General features: G+C 64.2%; 14 protein-coding genes. 3 read left to right on the forward strand and 11 right to left on the reverse strand.

Translation table 11 applies throughout. From position 1 onward, the window contains the following. Positions 1–36 precede the first annotated feature (36 nt). Positions 37–498: a carboxymuconolactone decarboxylase family protein gene (locus tag LPJ38_RS26080; RefSeq protein WP_145641206.1), complete on the reverse strand. Its 462-nt coding sequence runs from the start codon at positions 496–498 to the stop codon at positions 37–39. Positions 499–612: 114 nt separating this feature from the next. On the opposite strand from LPJ38_RS26080, the gene pdxR reads away from it, so the two are divergent. Together pdxR and LPJ38_RS26090 are read left to right on the forward strand one after the other, a co-directional pair. Beyond that, positions 613–2,019: a MocR-like pyridoxine biosynthesis transcription factor PdxR gene (pdxR, locus tag LPJ38_RS26085; RefSeq protein ID WP_167520730.1), complete on the forward strand. Its 1,407-nt coding sequence runs from the start codon at positions 613–615 to the stop codon at positions 2,017–2,019. 229 nt (positions 2,020–2,248) lie between these two features. Continuing rightward, the gene (locus tag LPJ38_RS26090) at positions 2,249–3,586 is read left to right on the forward strand and encodes a hypothetical protein (protein ID WP_145641211.1); all 1,338 of its coding nucleotides are present in this window, start codon (positions 2,249–2,251) and stop codon (positions 3,584–3,586) included. 74 nt (positions 3,587–3,660) lie between these two features. Here the strand turns inward: LPJ38_RS26090 and LPJ38_RS26095 are convergent, their stop codons facing one another. Next, entirely contained in the window at positions 3,661–6,810 is a 3,150-nt protein-coding gene (locus tag LPJ38_RS26095; protein ID WP_145641213.1) for a GAF domain-containing protein, read from the reverse strand. 234 nt (positions 6,811–7,044) lie between these two features. Beyond that, positions 7,045–7,818: a helix-turn-helix transcriptional regulator gene (locus tag LPJ38_RS26100; protein WP_145641326.1), complete on the reverse strand. Its 774-nt coding sequence runs from the start codon at positions 7,816–7,818 to the stop codon at positions 7,045–7,047. 110 nt (positions 7,819–7,928) lie between these two features. On the opposite strand from LPJ38_RS26100, the gene LPJ38_RS26105 reads away from it, so the two are divergent. Beyond that, positions 7,929–9,008, forward strand: coding sequence for a zinc-binding dehydrogenase (locus LPJ38_RS26105; RefSeq protein ID WP_145641215.1), 1,080 nt, complete (start codon positions 7,929–7,931; stop codon positions 9,006–9,008). Between the two features lie 92 nt (positions 9,009–9,100). Here the strand turns inward: LPJ38_RS26105 and LPJ38_RS26110 are convergent, their stop codons facing one another. The 8 genes from LPJ38_RS26110 to LPJ38_RS26145 all read right to left on the reverse strand — a co-directional run bounded on the left by LPJ38_RS26110 (position 9,101) and on the right by LPJ38_RS26145 (position 17,035). After that, the gene (locus LPJ38_RS26110) at positions 9,101–9,799 is read right to left on the reverse strand and encodes an ABC transporter ATP-binding protein (RefSeq protein WP_145641217.1); all 699 of its coding nucleotides are present in this window, start codon (positions 9,797–9,799) and stop codon (positions 9,101–9,103) included. A gap of 7 nt (positions 9,800–9,806) precedes the next feature. Continuing rightward, a complete protein-coding gene (locus tag LPJ38_RS26115) occupies positions 9,807–11,087 on the reverse strand; it encodes a lipoprotein-releasing ABC transporter permease subunit (RefSeq protein WP_145641219.1) in 1,281 nt (426 codons plus the stop codon). A gap of 89 nt (positions 11,088–11,176) precedes the next feature. Beyond that, positions 11,177–12,496, reverse strand: coding sequence for a proline--tRNA ligase (gene proS / locus LPJ38_RS26120; RefSeq protein WP_145641222.1), 1,320 nt, complete (start codon positions 12,494–12,496; stop codon positions 11,177–11,179). Positions 12,497–12,661: 165 nt separating this feature from the next. After that, a complete protein-coding gene (locus LPJ38_RS26125; protein ID WP_145641224.1) occupies positions 12,662–14,224 on the reverse strand; it encodes a copper resistance CopC/CopD family protein in 1,563 nt (520 codons plus the stop codon). Further along, a complete protein-coding gene (locus LPJ38_RS26130) occupies positions 14,224–14,742 on the reverse strand; it encodes a YcnI family copper-binding membrane protein (RefSeq protein WP_145641226.1) in 519 nt (172 codons plus the stop codon). The genes LPJ38_RS26125 and LPJ38_RS26130 overlap by 1 nt, the downstream gene beginning before the upstream one ends. A gap of 23 nt (positions 14,743–14,765) precedes the next feature. Beyond that, positions 14,766–15,302, reverse strand: coding sequence for a copper chaperone PCu(A)C (locus LPJ38_RS26135; RefSeq protein ID WP_145641227.1), 537 nt, complete (start codon positions 15,300–15,302; stop codon positions 14,766–14,768). Positions 15,303–15,329: 27 nt separating this feature from the next. Then, positions 15,330–15,827 (reverse strand): TlpA family protein disulfide reductase, encoded by a 498-nt coding sequence (locus tag LPJ38_RS26140; protein ID WP_145641229.1) that lies wholly within the window; start codon positions 15,825–15,827, stop codon positions 15,330–15,332. Next, positions 15,824–17,035 (reverse strand): sialidase family protein, encoded by a 1,212-nt coding sequence (locus LPJ38_RS26145; protein ID WP_145641231.1) that lies wholly within the window; start codon positions 17,033–17,035, stop codon positions 15,824–15,826. Before LPJ38_RS26145 ends, LPJ38_RS26140 begins: the two co-directional genes overlap by 4 nt. Positions 17,036–17,037 lie beyond the last annotated feature (2 nt).

Here is a 17,037-nt window from a genome sequence, read left to right on the forward strand (position 1 = left end):
AAGCTCCTACTCTCATTCTGCCGATGCCGTTCGCAATCAGGCGGCCTTCTCAAGAACGGCTTGCGGCGTATTTCGGAAGCTGATCGACATGCGATTGTACGCATTCATCAGACTGATGGCGATCGTCAGATCAACCAGCTCGCGCTCGCTGAAGACCTTGCGCGCGGCTTGATAGGCTTCATCCGGAACGTTGGTCTCGGCCACGCGGGTGACGGTCTCGGCCCATGCAAGCGCGGCGCGCTCCCGCTCGTCGAAGAGATTGCCAGCCTCGGCCCACGCCTGGACCAACGCAAGCTTTTCGATCTTGACCCCGCCCTTGAGCAGATCGCGCGTGTGCATGTCGAGGCAATAGGCGCAGTTGTTGAGCTGCGAGACCCGCAGATAAGCGAGATTCACCAGCGTCGCGGGGAGCCCGCTCTGCATCACGTAGCCGTAAACGCCGCCCAGCGCCTTAGCGCCCGCCGGAGCGATGTGGTTGTAGTCGAGACGTCCACTCATCTGCTTTCTCCTTCATAATACGAGGGGATGAAGCCTTCCCTTGCCCTTTAGATGTCCTCGCCGTGGTCCATAAAAAAGAACCAAGAATGCATAAAAAGCGTGTACTACCTGGACATGACCAAGCCGCTGCATCTGGAGCTCGATCGCTCTGCAAAAACGCCCTTGGCAGAGCAGATCCACAGGGGGATCAGGGCCGCCATCGAGAGCGGCGTCCTCGCGCCGGGCGCACGCCTGCCCTCCTGGCAGGATCTGGCGGCTCAGCTTGGCGTCGCGCGTGGCACCGTGCGCATCGCGTATGAGAAGCTCTCGTCCGCCCAACTGATCGTCGCCAGCCGCGCCAGCGGAACACATGTGGTGGATCGGCCGTCCTTCCCTGTCCGCCAGGACAATGCCCCGGCGCCAGGCTCCTTCATGGAGATGTACCGGGAGCTCACTGCGGGGCCGGCGATCTTTCAGATGGGTGTGCCGGCACAGGAGACCTTTCCTGCCACGCTGCTGGCACGGATGCGCGCGCAAGCCGTTCGCATCGAAGCGAGCACGCCTGCGATCTACCCTGATCCACGCGGCGAGTTGGCGTTACGGCGCGAGATCGCGGCCTACCTTGCGTTGGCCCGTGGGATCGAATGCGCCCCGTCGCAGATCATGATCACCGCTGGTTTCAGCGGCGGCCTCGGATTGGCGCTCCGCGTCCTCGGGCTCGAGCAGAAGAAGGCCTGGATGGAGAACCCGGGCTTTCCCTTCACCCGGCACGGTCTTAAGCTGGCGCGATTATCGATCGCCCCGATCCCTGTCGACGCGGAGGGCATCGACGTTGACTACGGATTGAAACACGCGCCGGACGCGGCGCTGGTGGTCGTGACGCCAGGACAGCAGGCGCCGCTTGGATCGACTTTATCTCTCGCACGGCGCTCGCGCCTGCTTGATTGGGCTGCGCAAAGCAAGGCGTGGGTGATTGAGGACGACTATCTGAGCGAACTCCAGCTCAAGGGCCGGGCGACTCCTGCGCTCGCCTCGCTCGACCGTACGGGCCGGGTCATTCACATCGGCTCCTTCAGCAAGACCGTGACCCCTGCCCTGCGGCTGGGCTTCGTCGTCGCGCCGGCCGCTCTGGCATCGCGATTTGCGGAAGCTGCGGCATGCCTCGCGCCGGCGCCCGGCCCCGCGGTACAGCTCGCAACCGCCGACTTCATGCGCGAGGGCCATTATCTCCGGCATCTTCGACGCACGAAGCGCGCCTACGCGGCGCAAGGCGATGCGTTGCTGAAATATCTTCGCCAGCGCACCGCAAACGTGACGCTCGCCGGACTAGCGGCCGTCGTGCGGTTGCCGAACGGAGCCCCTGACCTCGCCATCGCCAGGGAAACAGCCACGCGTGGAATGGCGCCTACGCCGTTATCGCTCTGGTATGCTTCGAAGGCTTCGGCGCGGCCGGGACTCTTGCTTGGGGTTGCGACATCTCCGCTCAAGCGGATCGCGCCAGCATGCGAGCGGCTGCTTCAGATCATTGACCGGTTGACGTGATCAGATTGTCGCCTCAACCGGCCATCGTGACGATCTAAGGTCCATTCGCGTAGCGACCACGGTGTGGGCGCGCGAGGGCCCGTGAGGGCCCGCAAGTGCGTCTTGGCGAAGCCGGATGAAGTTGCCTTCGAGGATATGGATCACCATCCCAACGCGCTACCGAAAGTTGTTCAAGCACAGATCATCGTATAATCTCTTCGCTGTTTCCCGCTAGTGGTCCGATCAGTTCATGCTTGCCCGCATTTTGCTCCCCCTGGTCTCGCTGCTGCTCCCCGGCGCACTGCATGCCCAGGGAGCGCCGGCCGAGAAAGCCGGGTTTGCCTCCAAGCTGACGATCTATCTCGCCAAGGGAGCACCCGACGCTTGCGGGCCGGGCTGCGACCGCTGGATCGCCATCGAGGGCGAGATCGATCGAGACGCTGCGCCGCGCATTCGCCGCTTCCTTGCTGGCGTCAAGGACACCCAGCGCCCGATCTATCTGCATTCGCCCGGCGGAAACGTGGAGCAGTCCTACCTCATCGCCCGGTTGCTGCGCAGCCGAAAGGCGATTGCACGCGTCGGCCGCACCATCGCCACGGCCTGTGGCGTGGGTCCGCAAGCGGACGCCGCGTGCCTGAAGATCAAGAACGCGAGCGGCGAGGTCGAGGCCGAACTCACTACCTCTCGCGCGATGTGCAACTCGGCCTGCGGCTACCTGTTTTTCGGAGCGACGTCGCGCGAAGTCGCCCCCGATGCCGCGCTGGCGGTCCACAATTCCAGGCTGGTCCTGCTCTTTCACGGGCATCCGGCCCCGGAGGCGGTCGCGGAATACAGGCGGCGCCGGATATTGACGGCCGATCGCGACCGCGCCGCGTTCATCGCTGCGATGGGGATCAGCGGCGAGCTCGATGCTCTCATTCGGACCGTGAAGTTCGAAAACCTGCACGTGCTGACACGATCCGAGCTCTATCGGTTCGGCATCGACACGCGGCCACTCGCCGAGACGACATGGAAGCTGGAGAAGGAGGCTCGGCCGTTCGTTCGCAAGATCGCGACGGTCAAGAAGGAGAACGGCTCTTCGTTCCGCACGATGGAGTGGCGCCTGTCCTGCGAAAGTGGCAAGCGCGTGCCGCTGACATTCGCGGGCGAGATCGACGAGACGACCACCGGCAAGAGCACGATCCTGATGACGGCGGACGCCGACGCGGACATGACCGCCGGAGGGCCTGCGCCACGCCTTGGCAAATACGAGGTCTGGCGCGGCAACATCGATGCCGACATGGTCAAGGCGGTCCTGGCGTCCCGCGCACTGCGCGTCCGCGAAACCACGCCGATGCCGGGCGATCAGGTGGAGATCGCGAAATTCGACATCGACCTGACGGGGTTGGCCTCCGTGTGGACGCAGCTTGTCGCCTCGTGCGCGGCGGCGGCGACCAGCGCGAAGCCCTCTTTGCCGGCAATGCCCTTGCCGGCAGTTCCCTGGCAGGCAACCCATTGGCCCGCGAGCCCCTGGACACCCAATCCCTCGCTGAACCCCAGCCCGGCATCTTCGGCCGTCGCGCCGTCGCAGGCCTCCGGGGCACAGTGACCGAAACCGCGATCAGACTTCGTTGACCTGGAAAACAGGCGCACCCGAACCGAAGCGAACCTGGCATAGCGCGTTCAACCCTCGTCGAGCAGATGGCGAACCTTGGCGGCGAGGTCTTCGATCGCAAAGGGCTTGGACAGCAGATGCTTGCCGGCATCGAGCATGCCGTTGTGAACGATCGCGTTGCGCGTATAGCCGGTGGTGAACAGCACCTTCAGATCCGGATGGCGCTTCGACAGCTCTGCCGCAAGCTCGGCGCCGGTCATGTCGGGCATGACGACGTCGGTGAACAGCAGATCCGGTACGAAACCATTTTCGATCGTCCTGATCGCCTCCTTGGCGCTCGCGGCTTCGATGACGGTATAGCCCAGCTCGCGCAAACTTTCGGACGAGATGCTGCGGACGCGCTCATCGTCCTCGACAACCAGAATGGTCTCGCTCTGCAGACTTGCTCCGGGATGCGTCACGCCTTGCGATGGAGTTGAAACGGGCTCCTCGCCCGCGAAACGCGGCATATAGATCTTCACGGTCGTACCGACGTCGACCTCAGAATAGATTTTGACATGGCCGCCGGACTGCCGCACGAAGCCGTAGACTTGGCTGAGGCCGAGGCCAGTGCCTTTGCCCACGACCTTGGTCGTGAAGAACGGATCGAACACCTTTCCCAGCACGTCGGCCGCAATGCCCGTGCCGTTGTCCGTCACGGCGATCAGAACATATTGTCCGGGCGACAATGCGTATTCGCGGGCATATTTCCGGTCGATCGAAGCGTTGCTGGTTTCGATCGTCAGCCTGCCGCCCTTCGGCATGGCATCGCGTGCGTTGACGGCAAGATTGATGAGCGCGCTTTCGAGCTGGGCCGGGTCCGCCTTGACGCGCCAGAGGCCGGCCGCAAGGACCGTTTCGAGGCGGACAAGCTCGCCGAGTGAGCGCTCGAGCAGCTCGCTCATGCCGCCGACCATCTTGTTGATGTCGACGACTTCCGGCGCCAGAGGCTGCTGGCGCGAGAATGCGAGCAGCCTTTGCGTCAGGGTGGCCGCGCGGCTTGCGCCGTCGATGGCGCCCTCGATGAAGCGATCGATGTTGACCTCTCCCTTGCCGAGCCGCCGCTTGGCGAGATTCAAGCTGCCCAGGATGACGGCCAGCATGTTGTTGAAGTCGTGGGCGATCCCGCCGGTCAGCTGCCCGACGGCTTCCATCTTCTGGGATTGCCGCAGCTGCTCCTCGGCCTTCATGCGCTCGGCGATCTCATCGGCGACACGTTGCTCCAGCTCGGCATTGAGCGCCTCGAGCCGGGTCAGAAGCCGGGCATTGTCGATCGCGGTGGCGGCGTGGCCCGCAATTCCGAGCAGTGCGGCCTCATGCTCGGCCTGGAATTTTCTCGTCTCGGCATGGCCGAAGAACAGTCCCCCGAGCACCTCGCCCGTCCGCGAGATCACAGGGACCGCCAGATAGGACCGAACCGGGAGATGGCCCTCGGGCATGCCCTTCCGCGGCGCGTTCTTGCCGTAGCGTGGGTCTTGCAGGATGTCGTCAGACCTCACCACGCTCGTGCCCTTGAACGTCGGCTCGAACACGGCCCTGGCGCGGGGCATCGGGAAGTTCTCGAATGCGGATCGCGGCACGCCTGACAACGAATACAGCATGTAGCTGCCGCCATCCGCAGTCAGGACGTTGTAGAAGAAGGCCCCGAACTGGGCGCCCGTCAGCTCAACACCGGCGTCAGTCACGATCTGCACGATTGTCTCGAGGTCGCGTTCGCGGGCAACCGATGCCCCCGTATCGTTCAGAATTCTGAGATGACGTTCAGTCTTCTTTTGCGCGGAGATGTCAAGCACCGTCCCGATGAATCGAACGGCCTGGCCGTTGGAGAAAATCGCCTGACCGGTCGCGGCAACCCAACGCTCGACACCATCCTCGATACCGACGACCCGGAATTCGATTCCGTAACTTGTCGGAGCATGGGGACTGAGCGCCGCGGAGACGGCCTCGTGGGCACGCTGCCTGTCGTCGGGATGAATACCCTTGAGGAACGAGCCTTCATAGCTGACCTCGGCGTCCGGCGAGAGACCGAACACCTCCTTGCAACGATTATCCCATCGCAGAACGTCGTTGACCGGATCGTAGTCCCAGGTGCCGATGCCGGCAGCCTTGTTGGCGAGGACCAGCCGTTCGGCGGCGTCCCGGGCTGCCTGTTCCGATCGAACGCGCTCGATATGCGCCCATGATCGCTCGGTCACCTCCTTGAGCAGGGCGAGTTCGCGCGACGTCCACCGATGCGGGCCACGGTGATGGATCGCCATCAATGCGGTGAGCTGCCCTTCCCTGACCAGGGGCATGCAGATCGTCGAACCGATCCCGATGCTCTGGAACGTGGCAGCTTCCTCCGGCGCGATCTCCTTCAGATTGTCGTTGATGATGAGCGGCCGGCCGGCACCGAGCTCTCGCACCGCCTTCACGCCGAAATCAGCCAGGCTGTAATGGCCGAGGATATGGACCGCACCGGGTGCGGCCCAATCCCCGCGAATGGTGAAGCCGTCCTGATCGGGATCCATGTCGGCATAGGCGCAATTGGAAACGCCGAGATGTTTGCCCAGCATCCTGGTTGTTACTGCCATCACGCCGTCGGCATCGCGGGTCTTGGCCGTCTCCTTGTTGAGCGCGTCCAGAAAGAGCAGCCGGGCTTCGTTCTCCCGCACGGTTGTTTCCGCGCGGCGGCGTTCGACCGCGGTGCGCGTGCGCTCGGCAACATCGCGGATCAGCTCCAGCTCTTCGGGGCTCCATTCGCGCGGCATCGCGTTGTTGAGGTACAGCAGCGCCACGACCCCGTCCGGCTCGGAGATCGGCATGTTGACGAGCGCGCGCGCGGAGATGGCCTCGAGAGCCCGGGCACGGTCGCCGACACGCGGGTCTTTTTCCGCATCGGCACAGATGACGGTCTCACCACGCTTCAAATCTTCGATGTAGCTGCCGTAGTCGCGGAAGCGCAGCACCCCAGCGAGGCTCGAGATGCCCGGCGCGTTCCAGTCGCGGACGATGGTGATGGTTTCCTCAGTCGTGTCGACCGTGCCGTAGCCTGCCCTGCTGACGTTGAGGCTACGACCGAGCAGCTCTGCAGCAGCATAAGCGAGATCGTCGGGATTGCTGATTTCTCGGATGTAGTCGCCGAGCGTGGCCAAGACGGAGTTGCGATCGGCCGAGTAGACCCCGGTCGCTATCGTCATTGGTCTTCCCCTGCCACTTCCTAATCTCCTTGAGGAGCCAATGAATTGATCGTCGCGCTGCAATTCGCATCAACCAGCGCGCCTGCCCGACCTCTCAGATGCAGGCAGCTCGCACAAGCTGCCCGTCGTTAACCGCATGATGGCGTCTCGGTTCCCGCGCAGAGCTCTGACTGTGAGCTCGCGCGGCAAACTTCGCCGGGCCTGCCAATGCTATCGGTTCGGCCGACCCACGCCCTACACCGGCGTATAGATCACGAGCTTCAGCGCGGGATCGTCGTTGGCCTGAAAGCTGGTGTGCTCGAACCGGAGCATGCCCTTGGTGGGATGGTTCATGGTCTTGAGGCCGGAAGCGGTGCTGCGGATCTCATGCGCTTCCCACCATTTGACGAATTCCGGGCTGCCCTGGCGCAGCCGCGTGAGCAGCTCGGCGAAGGCGGGATCGCCCGCCCAGACGTCGTGGGTGGCGCGAAACATCGCGACCATGCTCTTGGCAACGTCGGTCCAGCCTGTGCCGTAGAATTTTCGCGTCTGCTTGTTCGTGAGCACCAGCAGCAGCGTGTTGCGATCCTGCTCGGGCAGTTGCCCGAAGCCGAAGATCTCCTCGGCCGCGGCGTTCCAGGCCAGCACGTCCCAGCGCCGGCCGGTGATGTAGGCCGGCTGCGCCAGGCTTTCGATCATCCGCCGGATGGGCGGCGGCACGATCTCCGGCACGAACGCGGCTCTCACCCCGTCGCGTGCCAGCGCCTTCAGATGCGCGTGCTCGGTCTTCGAGAGGCGCAGCGCCCGCGCCAGCGCGTCCACAGTGGTGACGGAAGGGCTGACGGTACGGCCCTGCTCGAGACGGATGTACCAGTCGACACCGATGCCGGCGAGCTGCGCCACCTCCTCACGACGCAGGCCTGCGGTGCGACGCCGGCGGCCCGCCGGAAGTCCGACGCTCTTCGGCGACAGCTTCTCGCGACGCGACCGGAGGAAGTCGCCGAATTCGACGCGGCGTGGATCGGCGATGATATCGCTCCCGCGATGGAGGGTCCTCGGAATACTAGGATAATACCAGGCCTTCTTGCTCGCGCCAAGGCAGCGCATATCGGCTTCACCCGACTTTGAGGTGAAACATCATGAAAGCTGCCGTGCTCAAATCCTTTGGTTCGCCCCTGGCGATCGAGAACGTCCCCGAACCAGTGCTCGGCACCGGCGAGGTCATCGTCGATGTCGTCGCCACCCGCGTGCTGTCCTACATGAACGAGGTCTTCGACGGGACGCGCAACTACGCACTCGACCTGCCGATCATCCCGGGCCCCGGCGGCATTGGCCGCGTGCGCGCGATCGGCCCTGATGCGACCAAGCTTGTCGTCGGCAACTGGGTGTTCTGCGATCCGACGGTGCGCTCGCGCGACGACGCCGTCGCGCCCGACATCGCGTTACAGGGACTGACCGCCGCCGGCCCCGGCGGCATGCGCCTGCAGCAACATTTTCGCCACGGCTCGTTTGCCGAGCAGATGCGGGTGCCGACCGAGAACGTCAAGCGGATCGGCACCATCACGTCGGAGGAAGCGACGCAATGGTGCGCGCTCGGCACGCTGCTGGTGCCCTATGGCGGCTTCCTCGCTGCCAATCTGCAAGCAGGCGAGACCGTGCTGGTGAGCGGGGCGACCGGCAATTTCGGCAGCGCCGCCGTCTCTGTCGCGCTCGCGATGGGCGCAGCCTGCGTCGTCGCACCCGGCCGCAACGAAGCGATTTTGGCCGATCTCGTCCGCCGCTTCGGCAGCCGTGTGAAGCCGATCAGGCTCACGGGCGTCGAGGACGACGACCGCGACAGCATGAAGCGCGCCGCATCCGGCCCGATCGACTGCGTGTTCGACATCATGCCGCCCTCGGTGAGCACCAATGTGGTGCGCGCGGCGGTCATGACGGTGCGTCCCTATGGCCGTGTCGTGCTGATGGGCGGCGTCGGCATGGCGGGCGGCGCAGGGCTCGACCTGCCCTACCCCTGGATCATGCGCAATTGCATCAGCATCCATGGCGTCTGGATGTACCCGCCCGATGCCGCGAGCCGCCTGATCGCGCTGGTGCGCGCCGGGCTGCTCAGGCTGGACGAATACCAGGCGACAACGTTCGATCTCGATCACGCTAACGCCGCGGTCGAACACGCCGCGGCCCATGGCGGGCCGTTCAAATTGACCGTGATCAGGCCCTGAGCCCGGAGGCGGCGGTGGAGTTCCATCGCCGAATTTTTCGTCAGTCTGGCCAAGCACTTGGCTACTGTGCATGGGGTTGTTTTCGCCCCTTGCTATTCGAGCTCGACCACCTGGCCGTTCGACAGCGAGACGCGGCGGTCCATGCGGCCGGCGAGCTCCATGTTGTGGGTCGCGATCAGCATCGAGACCTGCGTCGCCTTGACGAGCTGCATCAGGGCCTGGAAGACGTGGTCCGCGGTATGCGGATCGAGATTGCCGGTCGGCTCGTCCGCAAACAGCACGCGCGGCGCATTCGCCACCGCACGCGCGATCGCGACGCGCTGTTGCTCGCCGCCGGAGAGCTCGGCGGGCCGATGGGTGATGCGGTCGCCGAGGCCGAGATAACCCAGGATCTCCTTGGCACGCTTGACGGTCTCGGACTTCTTCAGGCCGCGGATCATCTGCGGCAGCATGACGTTCTCGAGCGCCGAGAACTCCGGCAACAGCCGGTGCGACTGGTAGACGAAGCCGATGTCGGTGCGGCGCAAATGCGTGCGCTCGATGTCGGGGAGCTGCGAAGTCGGCGTGCCCGAGACATAGACCTCGCCGGAATCGGGCGCCTCGAGCAGACCCGCAATGTGCAGCAGCGTCGACTTGCCCGAGCCCGACGGCGCCACCAGCGCGACCGACTGCCCCGGCCACAACGCCAGCTTGGCGCCATCGAGGATGGTCAGCGGCACCTCGCCCTGCAAGTACTGCCGCTTTATCTCGTGGAGATAAATGACAGGTACATCTTCCCCCTGCTGCTCCATCAGCCCCTCACTCGTACCGCAACGCTTCGACAGGGTCGAGGCGCGCGGCACGCCAGGACGGATAGAGCGTCGCCAGGAACGACAACGTCAGCGCCATGATGACGACGGCCGTGGTCTCGCCGACGTCGATCTCGGCGGGCAGTTTCGACAGGAAGTAGAGCTCCGGCGAGAACAGCTCGGTGCTGGTCAGCCAGGACAGGAATTGCCGGATCGATTCGATGTTGAGGCAGATCACCAGCCCGACGAAGAAGCCGACCAGCGTGCCGACCACGCCGATCGAGGCGCCCGTGATCAGGAAGATGCGCATGATCGAGCCTTGCGAGGCGCCCATTGTGCGCAGGATCGCGATGTCGCTGCCCTTGTCCTTCACCAGCATGATCAGACCGGAGACAATGTTGAGCGCTGCGACCAATACGATCATGGTCAGGATCAGGAACATCACGTTGCGCTCGACCTGGAGCGCGTTGAAGAAGGTCGAGTTGCGCTGCCGCCAATCGACCAGGAACACCGGTCGGCCCGCGGCCTCCGTCACCGCCTTGCGGAAGGCGTCGATCTTGTCGGGGTTGGTGGTGAACACCTCGATCGAGGTGACGTCGTTGCTGCGATTGAAATAGGCCTGCGCCTCCGCCAGCGGCATGAACACGAATCCGAGATCGTATTCGGACATGCCGATCTCGAACACGGCGACGATCTTGTACGGCTTGATGCGCGGCGTCGTGCCCATCGGGGTGACCGCGCCCTTCGGCGCCACCAGCGTGATGCTGTCGCCGGCATGCAGCGACAGCTGGTCGGCGAGCCGTCGACCGATCGCAACGCCCTGCCCCTCGTCAAACCCCTCGAGCGAGCCCTGCTTGATGTTCTTGGCGATCGAGGTGAGGTTGTTGAGGTCGTCGGAGCGGATGCCGCGGACCAGCACGCCCGAAGCGTTCCACGGCGAGGACGCCAGCGCCTGGCCATCGACCACGGGCGCGGCGAGCCGGATGCCCTGGACCTGGCTGAGGCGGTCGGCGACGTCCTTCCAGTCGGTCAGCGGCGATTCCAGCGGCTGGACCAGGATATGGCCGTTCAGCCCCAGGATCTTGTCGAGCAGCTCCTTGCGGAAGCCGTTCATGACGGCCATCACGATGATCAGCGTCGCCACGCCCAGCATGATGCCGAGAAAGGAGAACCCGGCGATGACCGAGATGAATCCTTCCTTGCGGCGCGCCCGCAAATAGCGCGCCGAAAGCATCCACTCGAATGGCGCAAAAGGCGCAGACTTGGCGGTTTCGGTCATGGTCTCATCCATCGCTCGATAATCCCATGATTCGGGGTCAAATGTGGCCGGATTGGCGGCCGCGATCTCGCGCGATGAACAATATTCAGCCGACGGCCCGATCAGCCCACAAGTCTTGCGACCGCGTCGGCAGGCGACATGGTCTCGCGGGCGCCGTCGCTGCGGCGCTTGATCTCGACCTTGCCGTCGGCGAGTCCCTTCGGCCCTATCATGATTTGCCAGGGAATGCCGATCAGGTCGGCTGCGGCGAATTTGGCACCTGCGCGCTGGTCGGTGTCGTCGTAGAGCACGTCGACGCCCTTGGCGGTCAACTCCGCGTAGAGCTTCTCGCAGGCGGCATCGACCGCGGCATCGCCCTGCTTGAGATTGAGCACCACGGCGCGGAACGGCGCCACCGCTTCCGGCCATTTGATGCCAGCATCGTCGTGGCAGGCTTCGATGATCGCGCCGAGCAGGCGCGAAACGCCGACGCCATAGGAGCCGCCGTGGATCGGCACGTCGACGCCGTCGGGGCCGGCCACCAGCGCCTTCATCGGCTCGGAATATTTCGTGCCGAAATAGAAGATCTGGCCGACCTCGATGCCGCGAGTGTTGACCCGCTTGTCCGCCGGCACTTCCTGCTCGAAGCGCGCGGCGTCATGAACGTCTTCCGTCGCCGCATAGACCGACGTCCATTGCTTGATGATCGGCGTCAGGTCGCTCTCGTAATCGACGTCCTCGCCCGGCACCGGCAGGTCGAGCACGTCGCGATTGATGAACACGCCGGATTCGCCGGTTTCTGCCAGCACGATGAACTCGTGACTGAGATCGCCGCCGATCGGGCCGGTCTCGGCGTGCATCGGGATCGCCTTCAGCCCCATCCGCGCGAAGGTGCGCAAATAGGCGACGAACATCTTGTTGTAGGCAACGCGCGCGGCGGCTTCGTTGAGGTCGAACGAATAGGCGTCCTTCATCAGGAACTCGCGGCCGCGCATCACGCCGAAGCGCGGACGCTGCTCGTCGCGGAATTTCCATTGGATGTGATAGAGGTTTAGCGGCAGGTTCTTGTAGGACTTCACATAGGCGCGGAAGATCTCGGTGATCATTTCCTCGTTGGTCGGCCCATACAGGAGCTCGCGCTTGTGGCGGTCGGCGAGGCGCAGCATCTCCGGGCCATAGGCGTCGTAGCGGCCGCTCTCGCGCCAGAGATCGGCAAGCTGGAGCGTCGGCATCAAGACCTCGATCGCGCCGGAGCGGTCCTGCTCCTCGCGCACGATCTGCTCGATCTTCTTGAGCACGCGGAAGCCGAGCGGCAGCCAGGCATAGATGCCGGCGGCCTCCTGCCGGATCATGCCGGCGCGCAGCATCAGCCGATGCGAGACGATCTCCGCCTCTTTCGGGTTTTCCTTCAGGATGGGCAGAAAGAACCGCGACAACCGCATGACAATACTCTGGGAATCAGTGCTGGATTGCAGTGAAAGCGGATTGGGAGCGAAAACACAAGTCCGGGAATGAGGAAAAGCCGCTAACGCGGCGGAATTCCAGTCATTTTTCCGTCGACTTCAGGTTTGACTCGAGCATCAACGTGCCGTGCAAAGCCGGCGAGCCTAGGGCGGCGGCACGACGAGTTCGTCCTCAAGCGTGATCCGCTCGAAATCGCTCACCAGCGCGTCGATCCGCACCTGCCAGCGGCCGGCGAAGGGCAGCTCGACCTTGCGCACATGCCAATAGCCGTCCGGCCCGAGCGAAGCGCTCCGTTCCATCGGCTCGATGCCGCGCTCGGGCAGGCTCAGTATCAACGTCACCTCCTTGGCCCTGAGCAGCGTCCCCTCTCCGGTCATGAGCTGGAGCACGAAATCGTCCACGCCGGCCTTCCCTGGAGACACCAGCACCTGGAACATCGCCTTGTCGGTGTGGATGTGGATTCCCAACGGCGTCTCCGCAACGATGGTCCGCGGCGGCGGCGTGAAGCGCCAGCCGGCGACGACAGCGAAGATGGCGAGCGCGATCCCGCATTCGAGCAGGATCGAGCGCTTGAGCGCGGTCCCGCCCTTGTGATCACGAGCAAACGCCTGGGTCAGACGCAAGCGATTGAGCGCCGCCAGTGCGAGCAGCAACAAGACCAGCGCAAGCTTGAGCGAGAGGATGAGGCCATAGCGGGTCTCGACCAGCGCCGACGGCTTTCCGAGTTGGACGATTGCGAGCACAAGGCCGGTCAATGCCAGCGCGGCGACGACCGGCACGGCCATGCGGGAGAAGCGGTTGACGACCGGCAAGGCCATGGCCGCTGGCTTCGAGACCAGCGCAGCGAGCGGCGCCAGTGCCCCGATCCAGAATGCAACACCGAGGCCGTGGAGGAAGATCGCCGGCCGCGTCAAGATTTCGGGAGGAGCGGTGGCGGCGTGTCCGGTCATGGCCAGCGCCAGCCCGACGCAGACGAAGGCGATGCCCGCAAGGGCTCGCGAAGGCCAACCGCTGCGCAGCGCCAGCAGAGCGAATAACATCGCAGCAATGGCAACCAACATCGCCGGGCCAGCGCTGGTCGCGAACGCAACTTTCCAAGGCGCGGCCGTCACGAGGCCCGCTGGCGGCAGGCCGAGCAGATCAAGCCCCAAGGCACCAATGGACACCACCGCGCTGGGGATGCCGATCGCGAGCGCCGCGCGCGGCACGGTCATGCCGATCATCGACCAGGCGACCCAGCGCGCGAAGAAGACGCCGCCTACGCCGACGAACAGTCCGAAGTAGAGCCCGACCCGCGCCAGCCAGATCAGCACGCTCAATCCTTCGTCTGCACTCGCCGGGGGCTTCGTCCCCGTCGGCGCACCGATCGAGAAAATCACCGATCCTGCGACGGGATGGCCGTCCTGCGAAATCACGCGATAGCTGACCACCGCCGTGCCCTGCGGCAGGTCCGGCGGCATGTTGACCGAGACGGCGTCTCCGGCGGTGTCAACGCGCACATCGTCCCGCGCCCTGCCCGAGCCGTCGATCAGCCGGATCGCACCCGGCGTCACGGCCTCGTTGAAGCGCAGGACCACGGCTGGCGGCGCGCTCGCAAGCACGGTGCCATTTGCCGGCTCGACCGCGACGAGCGCAGCATGCGCCGAGGCGCCGGTCGCGAAGCCGACAGCGAGGAGCAGCGTCGCGAGCGCGGCGAACAGGCGCATCAGGGCTTTGGCATGAGCTTCACGCCCGGTGCCGGGGATTTGCCATCATGCGAGTGCCCTGCTCCCTCTGCCGGGATGTCGATCCATCGGCTGACGCCGGTCTCGCATTCCTGGACGACCGGGAAGTACAGGGTCGTGTTCGGTTTGAGCGAGCCGGTCAGGAACGTCTGCACGACGAACTCGTCATAGTGCTGGTCCGGCAACTTGCCGCCGGACCACGCCACCTCCTTGACGCCGGAAGAGAGCTTATTGCCGTGGTAGGTGTATTCCCCGGCATATTTGCCTTCGACGACATCGATGGTCCAGCCCGCCTTCGGCATCGGCTTCACCGCGATTACTCCTTCCGGGATCTGCACGCGGATCTTCACCGTCGGCGAACCTGCACAACCATGCGGCACGGTGAACACAGCCTTGTATGACGCGCCGACCGTGGCTTGTTTGGTCTCGAGCGACACATGCGCCGCTGCCGGTGAGGCGGCGAACGCAACGATCAGGATCACGCAGGATCGCTTCGACATGGTCAATCTCCCCCAGGTCAGTCTCACTTCATCTTCATTCCGGAATGATCCGGCGTTTTCTTCATGTCCATATGACCTGAATGCCCATCACCACCCGGCGCCTGCGCGCCAACGCCCTGAACGTCGAGAGAGACCGCGACCTTGCCGGCCTTCTCGAACTGAAGCGTTACCGGCACCTTGTCGCCCTGCTTGAACGGCCCCTTCAGCTCCTGAAGCATCAGATGATTGCCACCCGGCGCGAGCTTCACCGTCTTGCCGGGATCGATCGTCACTCCCTTGTCGAGCGCGCGCATCTTCATCAAGCCATTGTCCATCGCCATCTCATGAATCTCGGCCTTCCCGGCGATGTCGGCGGACACACTGACCAACCTGTCCGCCGCCGTGCCTTTGTTCTCGATCGTGAGGTAACCGCCCGCGACCTTGGCTCCACCAGGCGTCGCCCGGCTCCAGGCTTGGGAAATGATGAGACCGCCGGCCTTGACGTCGTCGGCCGCCGCGGGCGCTACACCGAGCGTGACAGCGAACGTCGCGAGCAGCACATTCTTCAACATTGTCTTCATGTCCGTATTCCTGTTTGCAGATTGAATTCAGCGAGTGGAGCGTTGTTGGGCCGACCATGTCTCGAGATCGGGAATTTCGGCAGAACCTTCGATCGTCGTGACGGTGCCGTCGCGCGAAAAGAGCATCGTTCTGGGAATGTCGCCCTGCCAGGCCGGATCGATTTCGAACCGCAGACGCTCGACGAACCCGTCACTGAAGATGAAATTCTCGGTCGACGATAGCCCGGCCTTGTCCAGCATCGATTGCGTCGCCGCCGGCAGGTTCGGCACGAGATCGGCACTGACCGTGACGACATCGATCTCGGGATGGTCCTTCGCGAACTTGCCGAGCAGCGGCAGCTCGACCTTGCAGGGGCCGCAGGTCACGCCCCAGAAATGCACGAGCATCGGGCGGCCCGCATGGCCCTTGAGCACGCTCTGCCAGGTGCCGCGTTCGAATGGCTTGAGAGCCGAAGGCGACCCGAATGCGGACGCCGATGCGATCAGGATGCCCAGCCCCAGAATGCCTGCAAATCGACGTCTCATGGTTGATCCTCGATCGCTGTGAGACGATAGCCGTCCGCCTTCGTCATCCATGACAGATACACTTGCCGGCCATTGTCGACGAGCAAGGGATGGTCGGACGTGTCGGTCGTGCTCGCTATCGTCTTCGGCGGCGACCAGGTCTCGTCATCGTCCCTGGAAATCGTCATCTGGACCGAGGTCTTCTCACCATCGAACTCCTTCCACACCATCACCGTTCCCGCCGGACCTGCGAGCACGAAGGGACGCGTCGGATTGCGACCAGGCTGCCCCAGCGCCATCGGCGCGGAGAACGTGCGGCCTTGGTCGCGCGAATGCGCGTAGAACAATCCCTTCCGCGCCTTGCCGTTCGTGTACCAGACCACATGATAGGTCCCGTTCGGCGCCACCGAAAGACTGGGACCGTGATGGGGGCAGGCATTGATCTGCCAGTCGTCAAGGCTGACCCGGTGGATCTCACCCGGCGTCGAAGTGTCGGTGAAGGTCATCACCGCATGATCGCGCACGCCGCCGTCGAAGATGTTTCTGAAGATCACAGCCGGTCGGCCGGGCGCCGCGAACGCCAGCCCCAACCGGCAGCATTCGCAAGTGCCCTCGCGAGCCAGCTTTGCATCTGCGTAAGTGGTGCCGCCGTTGCTCGATGATGTGAAGAACAACCCCGCTCCCTCGTACTTCTGTCCCGCTTCCTTCGCAAAAACGCGATTGCGCTTGTCGAGCCAAGCCGCGAAGATCGTTCCGTCCTGATCGAGCGCCAGCGCCTCGAAGCGCTGGCTCTCATTGCTTGCCGTGATCGGCTTTAGCTCTGCAAAGCTCTTTCCGCCATCGGCCGAGCGCGTATAGAGCACCTGGCCGTTGAAGGCCTCGTCCCTGAAAACCGAGAACGCCACCGCGATGCCGCCGTTGCGATCGACCACGATCTTCGGCCGGGCATCCGGCCCCCAATCGAGGTTCAACCGCTTCGTCGTGATTTGGGTTGGTGTGGAGAAGGTACGGCCGGAATCCTGCGAGTGTGCGACAGAGACCTGCCCGCCCGCCATCCATACCAGCCATAGCGTTCCATCCGGAGCGAACGCGGGCGTCGCCTTGGTTGCACAGCGCAGCCTCGGCTCCTCACACGCCGCCTCGGACGCATGCGGCGCATGCATCTGTGCGTGGGACTTAGCTTGCACGCATGTGAGAGCGATGATCGCGAGCAAGCCAATTCGGATCACGG

The sequence above is a fragment of the Bradyrhizobium daqingense genome (assembly GCF_021044685.1).
In the GTDB taxonomy this organism is placed as follows: Bacteria; Pseudomonadota; Alphaproteobacteria; order Rhizobiales; family Xanthobacteraceae; genus Bradyrhizobium; species Bradyrhizobium daqingense.